The organism is Phaeobacter sp. JH20_08 (assembly GCF_048056635.1).
Lineage (GTDB): Bacteria > Pseudomonadota > Alphaproteobacteria > Rhodobacterales > Rhodobacteraceae > Phaeobacter > Phaeobacter bryozoorum.
Window position 1 is genome coordinate 143,562 of record NZ_JAYMVV010000007.1, and the last position, 14,488, is coordinate 158,049.

Below are 14,488 nucleotides of genomic sequence, written 5' to 3' on the forward strand. Positions count from 1 at the left end.
CCTACAGGACCTTGCCGCCTTGAAATCCGTCCGGCTCCGCCTCCTATTGCTCGCACTTCTGCCGCTCAGCGTGGTGATGCCGCTGCTGCTGGTCGTGGCCATGGCGCGCTGGAACGCGGATTACGACAATGTTCTGATCGTCAATGTAGAAAGCGATCTGAAAATCGCCGACCAGTATTTGCGCCAGTTGCAGGCCAATACCGGCGATGATCTGGCAGCAATCGCCAGCTCGGCCCGGTTTGCCGAGGTCCTGCGCGCACCGTTGCAGGATCAGTTGCGGTTTCTTGACCAGCAGCGGCAATCCCTCCAGCTTGATTTCCTCTATTATCTGCCATTGCGCAATATTGACCGCGAGGCGCGCCGCTGGCCGGTGATCGACCGCGCCGCGCAGGGCAGGCTGGCCTCGGAAATCGACATTTTCTCCGCTGCGGACCTGGATGAGATCTCTGCCGACCTGCGTGACCGGGCCCGTATTTCCCTGATCGAGACCGAGGCCGCCGCGCCGACAACCCGACCGGCGGAAGATCGCGGCATGGTCATCCATTCCGCCGCGCCGGTGACCAATAACGGCAGTGAAGGCGTGCTGGTGGCGGGCCGACTTCTGAACCGGGATCTTGATTTCATCGATACGATCAATGCCCTGGTCTATCTGGGCGACAGTCATCGCATCAGCCGCAAGGGCACTGCGACACTGTTTTTGGAAGATACCCGTATCTCCACAAACGTTCGCCTGTTTGAAGACGTCCGCGCCCTTGGCACCAGGGTTTCGCAGGCGGTGCGCGATGCGGTGCTGGGTGAGGGGCAGACCTGGCTCGACCGTGCCTTTGTGGTGAACGACTGGTATATCTCCGGCTATCTGCCGCTCACCGACAGCTTCGGGCGTCGCGTTGGGATGCTCTATGTCGGCTTCCTTGAGGCGCCCTTTGCGGCGGCCAAACTCTCCGCCTATTGGACTGTGGTGCTGTCATTCCTGTCCGTTCTGCTGTTGTCCGCGCCCCTGTTCCTGTGGCTGGCCAAAGGGATCTTTGCGCCTCTGGAGCAGATGAGCCACACCATGGCCCGTGTCGAACGTGGCGATCTGACCGCGCGCAACGGCAATGTCGGGCGCCGTGACGAGATCGGACAGGTTGCGGCCCATCTCGACAGCCTGCTTGATCAGGTTCAGGATCGCGACCAGAAACTGCGCGACTGGGCAGAGGAGCTGAACGCGCGTGTCGACCAGCGCACCGCCGAACTGCGCGCCGCCAACGAAAAACTGGAGGCAACCTATAAGCAGCTGGTGATGAGTGAGAAACTTGCCTCCATCGGCGAGATCACCGCCGGTGTGGCGCATGAGATCAACAATCCTGTCGCCGTGATCCAGGGCAACGTCGATGTGATGCGGATGACTCTGGGCGCCGCCGCCGAGGAAGTGGACACCGAGCTGGCGCTGATTGACGATCAGATACTGCGGATCAGCGCCATCGTTGGCAAACTGCTGCAATTTGCGCGCCCCACCGAATTTGGCACCTTCGAGGAAAGCCTGGATCTGGCCCCGGTTGTCTCCGACTGTCTGGTGCTGGTCGATCACGTGATCACCAAACAGGCCATTACCGTTGAAAAACAGTTCGCCGCAACGCCACCGGTTCGCATAGACCCGGGCGAATTGCAGCAGGTGGTGATCAACCTGATCCTCAACGCGGCGCAGGCCATGGAGGGCTGCGGCAGGCTCCTGCTGGCCCTGAGGCCGATGGAGCGCGACGGTGTCAGCGGCGCCTGTCTTGAGGTTTCGGACACCGGGCCGGGCATCGCTGCCGAAGATCTGCCGTCGGTGTTCAACCCGTTCTACACCACCAAACTGGGCGAAGGCACCGGGCTGGGGCTGTCGATAAGCCAGACCCTGATTCAGCGCGCCGGCGGGGTGATTTCGGCCGACACCCGGATTGAGAACGGGGAGATCAAAGGCGCCGTCTTTTCGATCTGGCTGCCTGCGGTCAAGGCCGGGGACTGAGCCACAGCCCGCGACACGCTGGCCGTCCATCCACCTATCGCTCGGATGATATCACAGCCCCCAACTGGCGCATTTTCGATCAATCGTTTTCCGCGAAACCCCCAACCGTCGGGCGGCCTCGGCGCGATTGCCGTCACAGGCATCCAGCACATGCACGATATGGCGCTGCATCACCAGATCGAGCGTATCCATCGCAGCACTGCCCGTGATCCCGCCGGTGCCTGCGAACTCCTCAGGAAAGGCGCCGAGAATGACCGACCGTTCAATCAGGTTGCGCAGCTCACGCACATTGCCGGGCCAGTCGTAGCGGCTGAATTTCAGCAGGGTCTCAGCGTCGAGCTCCAGCGCAGGCATGGCCAGCGTGGTAGAGAACTGCTCCATAAACAGCGCCGCCAGCTCCACGATATCCTCAACCCGTTCACGCAGCGGTGGCATCTGGATGTTGACGATATTGATCCGGTGATAGAGATCGGCACGGAAACGGCCCTCGGCCACGGCCTGTTCCAGATCGGCATTGGTGGCAAACAGGAACCGCAGGTTCAGCGGGATATCGCGCTCTGCGCCGACCGGCCGGATGCGCTGGTCCTCCAGCACGCGGAGCAGCGCGGCCTGCACCTGTTCGGGCATCTGGGCCACCTCGTCCAGAAACAGCGTGCCGCCATCAGCATAAAGAAACAGCCCGTCCTGTCGGCGGTCCTGCGAATCCACCATACCGAACAGCTCATGCGCGATGCGATCAGGCGCGATGGCCGCGCAGTTCACCGCCACAAACGGCTTCTCCGCGCGGTCCGACAGCGAATGCAGCGTCCGCGCCGCGATTTCCTTGCCGGTACCACTGGCGCCGGTGAACAACACAGGCGTCGGCAGCGGCGCCAGCCGGGTAATCATGTCACGCGCGGTCTGAATCGCAGGAGATTTCCCCAGCAAACGCCCCCGCGCAGCGGTGCCCTCCGCCGATAGCGCATGTTTCAGCAGGTAGTTTTCCCGCCGCAGATGCTTGCGGTCCAGGGCCCGTGCCACGGAATTGAGGATCTGATTGGCGCGAAACGGTTTCAGCACGAAATCCGCCACCCCGACCCGCAGCGCCTGAATGGCAGTTTCCAGATCCGCATAGGCGGTGACCAGCACCGTGTCGGCAAACAGGCCGACCTTATGCTGTTCCTGCACCCATTCCAGCCCGGTTTTGCCGGGCATGATATTGTCGAGGATGATCAGGTCGAAATGCGCCTGATCCAGAATATTGGACGCCTCCGCAGCAGACGCCGCCTGCTCCACCCGCTTGCAGCGGGGGGTCAGGATCTTGGTCATGAAATTGCGCATACCTGGTTCATCATCGATCACCAGGATCGACGCACCGGCAAGGTTTTCCCCATATTCATCGCGGGGCGGCGGCGCGGTTGTCAGCACGGTCAATCCAGTCGGACGGCCGGCCCGGAATGCACCTCATAAGAGGCGAACCCCGCCTGATCCAGTGCCAGATTGGCGCCGGCGGCGATCACGATGATGGCGGCAAACCCCGTCAACATGGCTTTCATTGTGTTACTTCTCCACCTTGGTTGCGCGTTTCAGAAACGCAATCAGATCGCGCCGGTCCTGCGGATCGGTAATCCGCTGCATCGGCATCTTGGAGCCGGGGATATAGTGATCCGGCCCCAGATCGAAGAGGGCATCAATTGTCGCCTCTCCCCAGATTATATCAGATCCATCAAGGACCTGCGAATAGCGATAACCCGCCAGCGTGCCGGCGGGACGACCAAAAACATCATATAGGCTCGGTCCCGCCTTGCGACTCTCACCGGGGCCGAGCGCGTGGCAGATCGAGCATTTCCGCATGAACTGCCGTTCGCCGTTGGGCATCGTTTCGGGGTCCTTCAGGAACCCGCGGTTGCCTGCCATCTGTGCCTCGGCCTCTCCCATCAGGGCAACCGGCCAGCCATAGGCCAGATCATCCAGCCCGGCGGCCCAGATGGTCTGCCCGTCCGGCGCAAACTCCAGCGCCCAGACCGGCCCGTCGCGGGTGGCGCGAAAATCGGCACTGATGCGCCAGGTCTCGGTGTCCACCATCATGATATAGCCCTGCCCGTCCCCGACGGCGAGCCGCGCGGTGCCCTCATGATGGGCCATTGCAAGGATAGGCCGTCGCTCCAGCGTGAAATCGGCTACAGGCTCGCCGGTCTGTGTGTCGACAACGCGCGTCGCGCCATCCACAGCCCCATAGGCCAGCCAGTCGCCACCGGGGCCAAGCGCCAGCTGGTTGATGCCAAAGCCCTGATCGACCAGGCGCCGGGGCGGTTGGCCTGCGTCCTCGTAGACCAGTATCTGCCCCTCCATCGTGGCGGCATAAATCGCCCCCCCTGGTCCGATTGCCACGTCATTGATGCCACTGCCAACAGCTATGCGCTGTTCCGCTCCTCCGTCAAATGGCCAGAGGCCGATATTGCCGTCCCAGCTCGCCGACACCAGCATTTCGCGGTCAGGGGCAATGGCCAGCGCCCGGATCTTGCCCAGATGGCGGCCGATCAGCTCGGCCTGCTGGCCGCCCTTCGGCCACAGGTAGAGCGCGAAATCATCCCCCGCCGTGACCAGACGACCGGCATCGACAAAGGCCAGAGCGGTGACCGCTGCATCATGGGCCTCAAGCCAGCGTGGCGTGCGATCGCTCCACAGGCCCACGGCATTGTCGAAACTGCCGGTGGCCACCTGACCCTCAGGCGACACCGCCAAGGCCATCACCGGGCCGCCGTGGCCTTTCAACGTGGTGAACTCATCCCCGTCGGCCGGATCGGCACCTGCGGGCAGCGCCAGAACAGTCGCAGCGCAGGCGGCCCACAGATAGCCCGTCCGCAGGACCAGCGCTGACAGGCGGCACCACACCGCCGGTCACTCCGCCGGTGTTGCGCCCTTGGCGCTGCCGCTACCGCTGCTGCCCTCTGGCGTGACTTCGCCCTTTTCGCGCATTTCCTCCAACCAGATGGAGTGGTGCTGATGCGCCCAAGCCTCGTCCACGTCGCCGGTTCCCATCGCGTCAAAGGCACCTTCCATACCCAGCGAGCCGATGTAGATATGCGCCAGAATAATCGCCATCAGCACAAAGCTGATAATGGCGTGCCAACTCTGGGCCAGCTGCATTTCTTCCTGCGGTGCAAGGTCAACCGGCAGGGTGCCATAACCCACCAGCTGCGGCAGGCCGAGATCATTCAAGATGGCAAAGGTCTTGGCAAAGAGCGGCATCTCAAACGGGAACAGGAGCGACAGGCCCGAAACCGAAATGGAGGTTCCAAGAACAATCACCGACCAGAAAATCAGCTTCTGGCCAAAGTTGAACTTCTTAGCGGGCGGATGGGCCTTGCCGACAATGCCGCCCATCTGGCGGATCCACACCAGATCCGTACGGTTGGGGATATTGTGGGCCACCCACATGACAAACACCATGATCAGCGCCAGCATGAACGCCCAGGAAACATTGTTGTGGACCCATTTGCTCCAGATCAGCAGGCCCGCGTTGATCTCCTTGCCCAGATAGGGGGCGATCACCATCCGGCCAAACAGGCTGGCCAATCCGGTAACGCCCAGCAGAATGAAGGATCCCGCCAGCATCCAATGGGCAAAGCGTTCGATGAACTGAAAGCGGGTGACCGTGCGTCCGGTGGAGGGCTCGTCTATGCGAATACGGCCCCGCAACAGATAGAACAGCGCCAGAAAGCCTATCGTGCCCAGCAATAGCCAGCCACCATAGGTGCGAAGCGGCCCATCGCGGAAAGTCAGCCAGCGCATACCGCCATCCTGCACCAGAACAGTGGCAACATCGCCACCCGCCGAGACCCGCAGATCTGCCGCGTTGTAGCGGATTGCGCGCCAGAGTTCGGGATCGGAGGCCCCACCGAGCGTGCCCAGCTGTTGCGTGATCCCGGCGCCAATCGCGCCCGCACCGGTATCGTCGCTGCGGAAACTGTCGTCGATTTTTTCGCCGCGCTGACGGGCCAGGATATCCTCCAGCGTCTGCGCCCCACCCGTGGCACTGCGATCCGGCACCGCCTCCGCCGCAGGGGCACCCTGGGTGTCCTGCGCCGCAGCGATCCCCGCCATCAGCGTCAGTTGCATCAGAATTGCAAAGGCGATGCGCAGCATGGGCCACACTCCTTCATGGGTTGTCTTGGAAACTGAACAGGAAAACAGGACGGCCCGCGCGGGCGGGCCATCCCTTCATGTCAAAGAGGGCTGATCAGCCGCCCTTCTGGTCATAGGCTGTCCCCCAGCCCCATGCACCCGAGCCAAAGCCACGGGCGACAACGCGTTCGCGGTAGACCGCAGACACGACATCGCCGTCACCGGCCAACAGCGCCTTGGTTGAGCACATCTCGGCGCAGATGGGCAGCTTACCCTCTGCAATCCGGTTGCGCCCGTATTTGGAGAATTCCGCATTGGAATGCGTCTCCTCGGGACCACCGGCGCAGAAGGTGCATTTGTCCATCTTGCCGCGGCTGCCAAAGTTGCCCGCCTGCGGATACTGCGGCGCACCAAAGGGGCACGCGTAGAAGCAATAGCCACAGCCAATGCAGAGATCCTTGGAGTGCAGGACCACGCCTTCTTCGTTCTGGTAGAAGCAATCGACCGGGCACACCGCCATACAGGGTGCGTCCGAGCAATGCATACAGGCGACCGAGATCGACCGCTCGCCGGGTTTGCCATCATTGATGGTCACCACCCGACGCCGGTTGATGCCCCAGGGCACCTCATGCTCGTTCTTACAGGCCGTCACGCAGGCGTTGCATTCAATGCAGCGTTCGGCGTCACAGAGAAACTTCGCTCTTGCCATATCTCTTTCTCCTTATGCTGCGCTGATTTTGCAGAGAGTACATTTGGTCTCCTGCATCTGGGTCACGCTGTCGTAGCCATAGGTCTGTGCGACATTGCAGCTTTCGCCCAGAACATAGGGGTCAGCCCCATCCGGGTATTTGTCGCGCAGATCCGTGCCCTGGTAGTGACCGCCAAAGTGGAACGGCATGAAGGCAACGCCCTCTCCGACCCGCTCTGTGACCATTGCCATGACTTTGACCTTGCCGCCTTCCGGGCCTTCGACCCAGACCTGAGAGCCATCGCGAATGCCGATATTGTTGGCATCGCGCGGGTGGATCTCGACGAACATGTCCTGCTGCAATTCCGCAAGCCACGGGTTGGACCGGGTTTCTTCGCCGCCGCCTTCATATTCGACCAGACGACCTGAGGTCAGGATGATCGGATATTCCTTGGAGACGTCGTTCTTCTGGATCGACGCATAGAGGGTCGGCAGCCGGTAGGCGTGACGGTCCTCATATGTCGGGTAGTCTTCGACCAGATCCCGGCGGTTGGTATAGAGCGGCTCGCGATGGATTGGCACCGGATCCGGGAAGGTCCAGACCACGGCACGCGCCTTGGCGTTGCCGAAGGGCGCACATTCATGCGCGATGGCAACCCGCTGGATGCCGCCCGACAGGTCAGTTTTCCAGTTCACCTTGGCCACCTTGTCGTCATAGTCCGACGGGAAGGGCGACATGCTCTGCTCGCCGACTTCGTGGGTGTAATCGGCAAACCCATCCACCCCGGCAGCCTTGGCGATAAAGGCCCGCTCGGACGCGGTCAGCTCGGTGTGCCAGCCCAGATCCTTCAGCATCTGATAGGTGAACTCAGGATAACCATCCTGAATGTCGGAGCCTGCGGAATAGACACCTTCTGCCAGCAGGTTGTCGCCATCCCGTTCCACACCAAAGCGCGCGCGGAAGGTCAGGCCGCCCTCGGAGACCGGTTTTGACATGTCATAGAGGTTTGGCGTGCCCGGGTGACCCATTTCAGCGGTTCCCCAGCAGGGCCAGGGCATCCCGTAGTAATCGCCGTCAGCAGGACCACCCACCGCCCGCAGCGTGGTGCGGTCAAAGGTGTGCTGATTGGCCATATGCGTTTTCATCCGCTCCGGCGACTGGCCGGTATAGCCGATCGTCCACATACCACGGTTGAATTCGCGGGTGACGCTTTCGACATTCGGGGTCTCGGCATCTTCCATCTCGATATTGCGGAAGAACCGGTCGCCCCAGCCGAATTTATTGGCGAATTTGGCGATGATCACATGGTCCGGCAAGCTTTCGAACAGCGGATCGACGATCTTGTCGCGCCACTGCAAGGACCGGTTGGACGCGGTGACCGAACCCCGGGTCTCGAACTGGGTACAGGCGGGCAGCAGATAGACACCATCGGTGCGATCATGCAGCACCGCAGAGACGGTGGGATACGGGTCGACAACGACCAGCATGTCCAGCTTCTCCATCGCCGTCTTCATCTCCGTCATACGGGTCTGAGAGTTCGGCGCATGGCCCCACAGGACCATGGCCCGCACGTTATTGGGCTGGTCTATGTTCGCCTTGTCTTCCAGAATGCCGTCGATCCAGCGGCTGACCGGAATACCCGTCAGGTTCTGCATCGACTTGTCCTTGCCATCGGCCCCTTTGGTGGTGTCGAACTGACCGGCAAGCCATTCGCTATCCTCACCCCAGACACGGCCCCAATGCGCCCATGCGCCCGCCGACAGGCCATAGTAACCCGGCAATGTATGGCTCAGAACGCCAAGGTCGGTTGCGCCCTGCACGTTGTCGTGGCCACGGAAGATATTGGTGCCGCCGCCCGATGTGCCCATGTTGCCCAGCGCAAGCTGCAGAATGCAGTAGGCGCGGGTGTTGTTGTTGCCGGTGGTGTGCTGGGTGCCACCCATACACCAGATCACGGTGCCGGGGCGGTTGTTGGCCATTGTCCGCGCCACGCGCTTCAGCTGGCTGCCGGGGGTGCCGGTCACACGCTCGACCTCCTCGGGCGTCCACTTGGCCACTTCTTCGCGGATCTGATCCATGCCCCAGACACGGGTGCGGATGAATTCTTTATCTTCCCAGCTGTTCTCGAAGATATGCCACAGGATCCCCCAGACCAGCGCCACATCGGTGCCGGGGCGGAAACGCACATATTCATCGGCATGGGCTGCCGTGCGGGTGAAACGCGGATCGCAGACGATAAGCGGCGCGTTGTTCTGCTCCTTGGCCTTCAGAACATGCAGCAGCGAGACAGGATGCGCCTCTGCCGGGTTACCGCCGATGATGAAGATCGCCTTGGAGTTATGGATATCGTTGTAGCTGTTGGTCATGGCGCCGTAGCCCCATGTATTCGCAACACCCGCAACCGTGGTCGAGTGACAGATCCGCGCCTGGTGGTCGACGTTATTGGTGCCCCAATAGGCGGCGAACTTGCGGAACAGATAGGCCTGTTCGTTGTTATGCTTGGCCGAGCCAAGCCAATAGACGCTGTCGGGTCCGCTCTCTTCGCGGATCTGCATCATGCCGTCGCCGATCTCGTTGATCGCCTGTTCCCAGCTGATGCGCTTCCATTCCCCGCCTTCTTTCTTCATCGGGTACTTCAGACGGCGTTCTCCATGGGCGTGTTCGCGCACGGAGGCCCCCTTGGCACAATGGGCGCCGAGGTTGAACGGGCTGTCCCACCCGGGTTCCTGACCGGTCCAGACGCCATTCTGCACCTCTGCTACGACGGTACAGCCGACCGAGCAGTGGGTGCAGACGGATTTGACGGTTTCCACCGCGCCAGCCGCAGCCGTGGCGGCATTGGCCTTGGTGACGGATCCACCGGTGGCGCTGATGGCGGCAAGCCCACCAATCGCGAGGCCGGATCCGCGCAGAAACGCGCGGCGGTCAACGGAGCTTTCTGCAACCTTGGACAGGATACTGGTCCGCTGGGGGCGTCGCGCAACCCCGTTGGTCTTTTTCCTAAGCATGTGTTCCTCCCTTGCTTCCCTTACGGGTTCGCTGGGTTATCGGGGGCCTTTGGCAGTCGGGCGTCACGCAACCAGTCGCCGTGGGCGTTCAAAACATCACCGGTCGGTCAGAACCGGAGACTGTCGTAATAGGCGCGGGTGTGCGCGGTATCCTGCATCACTTCCGATGTCAGGTCAGGCTCGGCCGCCTCGGCCGTGCCGCCGGTCGTCGCCACCGCAATCGCCGCAATCGGCGTTGTGGTCGCTGCCAGCTTGAGAAAGTCGCGGCGGCTCTGGGCCTCCTCGGTCTTTCTGGTCATGTGATCCTCCTCCTCAGTTGGTTGGCTCACGTGGGTTAAGGACGGCACGCCGTCCCGGCTCAGGCGGATTGCTCCGCACTCATTCGAAATCCTTCGGCCTCGATCTCCATGAAGACCCGGCCCACGGCACCGACGGCGGCATAAAGAACCGAGTTCTTCGCCGCCTCCAGATCGGAATAGAAATGCCCGGCCCAGGGGCCTATGTGTTTGTTGAAGAACTGTTTCTGGTCACCCAGCGGTGCTGCCGTGCCGAAACGTCCGGCAATCAGCGCCCCCATCATCTCCATAAGGGAGGCGATATTATCCTCCGGCTCATAGACATTCTGGGCCCGTGTCATGCCCCGCGCGGCCATGTCCTGCCGCAGGGCTGCCAGCGGTTTCTCGTTCAGAAATCCGGTCAGATAGTAGCTGGCATAGGGCAGCAGCTCGCCACGGCCCAGACCGATGAACAGCTTGTTAAACTCCCGCTCAGCGGCCGCAGGTTTGGTCAGCCGCGCGATTTTCGCCAGCGCGTTGATCGCCGTGCCCAAGTCGGTGTCATCCCCGGATAAACCGGCCACCTGCGCCAACAGCATCTCATCCGGCGGCCCCGACAGCATCAGGCCCAGAAAATTGTAGAGATCCGCACGCAGACGGTCTTCATCCTGCGGAATGGCAGGACCGGCCGTCTGTTCGGCTGTCTCTGTCTGGGCGTGCTCGGCGGTCATATGTGTCTCCTCGCAGGGGTCTTGGTCTGGGTTTCGGGTGGGTCAGGTGACGGGTGCGTTGGTGTCAGCGGCAAAGGTGAAGCGCATACGCCTCGGCGCCGACGCCACCGGATCGGGAACGGGATCAGCAACAGCGGCAAAGACGGGATCAGCCGCTGTCGGCATTGACTGCATCCGGGCTGCCGCCTCCTGTGCATGGTCTGGACCGGCACCATCTGACGGCGACTGCAAGCCCATGGTCGGGCGGCGCACGGATTCGAGCGGCGCTGTCTCGGCCTGCCCAGCACCGGCCTGCAAAGAGTCGCATGAGGCTGCCTCATGCGGCGCGACCGCCGCGACCGTCTCCTCAGCGGCCAGCGCTTCAGCCTCCTGCTCGGTGTCAGCGGTCGTGGCTGCGGCCTCTTCCGCCTGCCGCGCCAGCTCCTCTACATGCGCGGTCATGCCCTTGCCGACCTGATATGCGGTCTGAAGATTCTCGATCACCATGGCGCTGTCGGTGAAATCCTCGCCGTAATCCAACAGCCCGTCGACATTGGCCAGAACCGGATTGCTGGTCCACAAACGGCGAAGGGCGCGGGTACGGATCCGCGCCGGAATGGTCTCTTTCAGGAACACGCTGAAGTCATCGCCCTGTTGCATCTCATCGGGGTCCGGCAGGTTCAGCTCTTGCAGGATCTCGGCGTCACTTTTCTCCTCCAGCGCCTCTTCGGCGGCCTGACGTGCGGCAGCAGCGACCTCGGCGGCCTCAGCCTCCTGTTCGGCCGCAACACGGGCGCGGCGGCGGGACCAGAAATCATCCCGGCTCATGACAGGCGCGCCTTCTTCAGGGCGGGCGAGCGATAGACATCGGTCATCTGCGAGATGCGCGGATCGCCGATTCCGTCCTCGCTGGCGTCGGTCTTGACCCGGTCCCGGCGCCGTTTCTTGAACGGCTCGTCGTGAAAATGCAGCTGCGCAAAATCGCGGACCCAGGCAATCAGCCCGTCCGGCATCGGTACTTTTTCCACCAGATCCTCGCCGTTGTCGGCGTAATCCTGCGCCTCATAGGGCGAGGCCGTCACCAAGAGCACCTCAAGCGGCCGGTCGTCCGACACGCCGTCGCGCAGGACCACATAGATGCAGGGTGGTTCCGCGGTCAGCCCGTGCAGATAGGCCTCGGCCTCGCTCCGGTGCAGCTCCAGCGGCAGGGTGGCGGCGTGGTACTCCCGCACCTCGCCCGCTTCGCGTAACAGCTGCCAGTCCGCCTGCGCCGCGCCCGGTAGCACCGAGGTTGCCTTCCACGACCAGCGCGCCCAACGGGTCACCCCCGGCTGACGCCGCAGGACGACACCCAGCGGCATCACATCCGTCTTTGCACTGCGATCCCCGGTCTCAGACACGTCAACGCCCTATTTGGTCAGTTCGGTTGACAAAACAGTGCCGCATTCTGCGACCACACGGGAAGATAACTTTTGCTGATGGCGCGTTAAATCAACATCAAAGGTCAATTTGACCAGCCCGATATGCCCCCTTTGGACAGTGCGGACGAAAAGTCTAATTCGACTAATTCACTCAGGCTTAACGCAGGGGAAGCGCGATGCCTTGCCACGGCGAATCACTTGCCTCATCTAAGCCACCCGGCGGCACGGCTGACCGGCAAATTGCGGTTTACCTGCTTGCGCAAACATGCCTAGTCTAAGCCCGGAGTGGCGGATTTCTGCTGCTTTCACCAAGCGAGAAACACGCGGAGAAAACATGTCTAAGCAATTGATTCTATGTGATTGTGCCGGAACGCAATCAATCGATTCCGAGGCATTGTCCCGTAGCACAGGCCTGCCCTGTTCAAAGCTGCATTCAGCGCTTTGCACCGATCAGATCGAACAGGCGGCACAGGCCATCTCGCAGGGGGACGCAATTATTTGCTGCGCCCAGGAGCACCGGATTTTCGAGGCACTGGCAGAGGAAATCGACCAGCCGGCCCCGGCCTTTGTCGACCTGCGCGACCGGGCCGGATGGACCGCCGATACCGCCTCGACGCTGCCCAAAATGACCGCGTTGATTGCTGAGGCAACGCTGACACCGCCCCTGTCAAAGACCATAGACCTGCATTCGGAGGGGCTCTGCCTGATCCTTGGCGCGCCGGAGGTGGCCTATGCCGCAGCCGAGCGGCTTCAGGAGAGCCTCGCGGTGACCGTGCTTCTCGAGACGCCGAGCGCCCCCCCTCATAGCCGCGCCTACGATGTGATTTCCGGCCAGCTGCGCCATGCGCGGGGCGCCTTGGGACAGTTTTCCGTCACCATCGACCGGCTGCAACAGCTGGACGTCACCGGGCGCAGCTGGACCTGGGACGAGGCGCGCGACGGCGGGCAGTCGGTCTGCGATATCATTCTCGACCTGCGCGGCGGCCAGCCGCTGTTTCCCGCGCCCGAAAAACGTGACGGCTACCTGCGCGCCGATCCAAAGTCCGCCCCGGCCATCGCCGAGGCCACGCTGAGCGCCAGCCAGCTGGTCGGCACTTTCGAAAAACCCCTCTACGTGCGCAGCGAGCCGTTGCTTTGCGCCCATTCGCGCGCCGAGCAGACCGGTTGCACCCGCTGCCTCGATGTCTGCCCGACCGGTGCCATCAGCCCGGCCGGCGATCATGTCAGCATTGACCCGATGATCTGCGCCGGATGTGGCTCCTGCGCCGTGCTCTGCCCCTCCGGCGCAATCACCTATGACGCGCCGCCAACCGATGCGCTGATGCGCCGGATCCAGACCCTGGCCAAGGCATATGCAGAGGCTGGTGGCAGCGCCCCCCGCCTGCTGGTGGTCGATCAGCACGGTGATCAGATGGTCGAGCTGGCCGCCCGCCACGGCCGCGGCCTGCCGGCGGATGTGATCCCCCTGTCGGTTGAGGCGCTCAACAGTTTTGGTCACGCCGAAGCCCTCGCCGCCCTCGCTGCCGGTTTCGCCGAGGTTTCGGTGCTGCTCTCGCCCAGGGCTGAGCGCGACGTGCAGGACCAAGAGCTGGCTCTGGCCACGGCGATTGCCGGGCCCTACCTGCATCTGCTGGAGCTGAACGACCCGGATCAGCTGAGCGACCGCCTCTTTGACCGCAGCGGCGCTCAGGCGCGGGTGGAAACCCCGCAGCGCCCGATGGGCACCCGGCGCCAGATCACCCGTCAGGCCGCCAAGGCTCTGCTGCCCGAAGCCGAAACGCTGCCCCTGCCCGAAGGCGCCCCCTATGGCGCTGTTCTGGTCGCCGCCGACAAATGCACGCTCTGCCTCTCCTGTGTCTCGCTCTGCCCCTCCGGCGCGCTGGGGGACAACCCGGACCTGCCGCAGCTGCGCTTTCAGGAGGATGCCTGTCTGCAATGCGGTCTCTGCGCCAATGTCTGCCCGGAGGACGCGATCCGCTACGAGCCACGCCTGAACCTGACATCCGACGCGCTGTCACAGGTGGTCCTGCACGAGGAAGAACCCTTTGCCTGCGTCGAATGCGGTTCGCTCTTCGGCGTCAAATCCACCATCGACAAGATCACCGAGAAACTGGCCGGGAAACATTCGATGTTCGCCAACCCGGATGCCGCCCGGATGATCCAGATGTGTGACAACTGCCGGGTCAACGCGCAGTTCCATCAAAAGAACTCGCCCTTTGCAGGCGCGGAGCGCCCCCGTGTCCGCACCACCGAGGACTACCTCAGCAAACGCAAGGATCACTGATCCC

The 14,488-nt window shown here is 62.5% G+C and carries 12 protein-coding genes; 2 read left to right on the top strand and 10 right to left on the bottom strand.

The features are described 5' to 3' along the window. The first annotated feature begins 19 nt into the window (after positions 1-19). The gene (locus tag VWY75_RS08695; RefSeq protein WP_416537583.1) at positions 20-1,990 is read left to right on the top strand and encodes a cache domain-containing protein; all 1,971 of its coding nucleotides are present in this window, start codon (positions 20-22) and stop codon (positions 1,988-1,990) included. A gap of 51 nt (positions 1,991-2,041) precedes the next feature. Here the strand turns inward: VWY75_RS08695 and VWY75_RS08700 are convergent, their stop codons facing one another. The 10 genes from VWY75_RS08700 to VWY75_RS08745 all read right to left on the bottom strand — a co-directional run bounded on the left by VWY75_RS08700 (position 2,042) and on the right by VWY75_RS08745 (position 12,140). Beyond that, the gene (locus tag VWY75_RS08700) at positions 2,042-3,403 is read right to left on the bottom strand and encodes a sigma-54 dependent transcriptional regulator (protein WP_340547408.1); all 1,362 of its coding nucleotides are present in this window, start codon (positions 3,401-3,403) and stop codon (positions 2,042-2,044) included. Then, positions 3,400-3,525 (bottom strand): hypothetical protein, encoded by a 126-nt coding sequence (locus VWY75_RS08705; protein ID WP_340547409.1) that lies wholly within the window; start codon positions 3,523-3,525, stop codon positions 3,400-3,402. Before VWY75_RS08705 ends, VWY75_RS08700 begins: the two co-directional genes overlap by 4 nt. 4 nt (positions 3,526-3,529) lie before the next feature. Beyond that, on the bottom strand, positions 3,530-4,864 hold the full coding sequence (locus VWY75_RS08710; protein WP_416537508.1) for a c-type cytochrome: 1,335 nt from the start codon (positions 4,862-4,864) through the stop codon (positions 3,530-3,532). Between the two features lie 6 nt (positions 4,865-4,870). Next, positions 4,871-6,118, bottom strand: coding sequence for a formate dehydrogenase subunit gamma (locus tag VWY75_RS08715; protein ID WP_340547411.1), 1,248 nt, complete (start codon positions 6,116-6,118; stop codon positions 4,871-4,873). Between the two features lie 94 nt (positions 6,119-6,212). After that, positions 6,213-6,806 (bottom strand): formate dehydrogenase FDH3 subunit beta, encoded by a 594-nt coding sequence (gene fdh3B, locus VWY75_RS08720; RefSeq protein WP_014875661.1) that lies wholly within the window; start codon positions 6,804-6,806, stop codon positions 6,213-6,215. A 12-nt stretch (positions 6,807-6,818) separates the two neighbouring features. Continuing rightward, positions 6,819-9,794 (bottom strand): formate dehydrogenase subunit alpha, encoded by a 2,976-nt coding sequence (locus VWY75_RS08725; protein ID WP_340547412.1) that lies wholly within the window; start codon positions 9,792-9,794, stop codon positions 6,819-6,821. A 107-nt stretch (positions 9,795-9,901) separates the two neighbouring features. Beyond that, complete coding sequence (locus tag VWY75_RS08730; protein WP_340547413.1) at positions 9,902-10,093, bottom strand: twin-arginine translocation pathway signal protein; 192 nt, start codon at positions 10,091-10,093, stop codon at positions 9,902-9,904. Between the two features lie 59 nt (positions 10,094-10,152). Then, a complete protein-coding gene (locus VWY75_RS08735; protein ID WP_416537509.1) occupies positions 10,153-10,800 on the bottom strand; it encodes a TorD/DmsD family molecular chaperone in 648 nt (215 codons plus the stop codon). A gap of 42 nt (positions 10,801-10,842) precedes the next feature. Then, on the bottom strand, positions 10,843-11,607 hold the full coding sequence (locus tag VWY75_RS08740; protein ID WP_416537510.1) for a DUF3306 domain-containing protein: 765 nt from the start codon (positions 11,605-11,607) through the stop codon (positions 10,843-10,845). Further along, on the bottom strand, positions 11,604-12,140 hold the full coding sequence (locus VWY75_RS08745; RefSeq protein ID WP_340547534.1) for a DUF3305 domain-containing protein: 537 nt from the start codon (positions 12,138-12,140) through the stop codon (positions 11,604-11,606). Before VWY75_RS08745 ends, VWY75_RS08740 begins: the two co-directional genes overlap by 4 nt. Before the next feature lie 394 nt (positions 12,141-12,534). Here VWY75_RS08745 and VWY75_RS08750 point away from each other — a divergent pair, with 394 nt between their 5' ends. Then, entirely contained in the window at positions 12,535-14,484 is a 1,950-nt protein-coding gene (locus VWY75_RS08750; protein WP_416537511.1) for a 4Fe-4S binding protein, read from the top strand. The last annotated feature ends 4 nt before the right edge of the window (positions 14,485-14,488 follow it).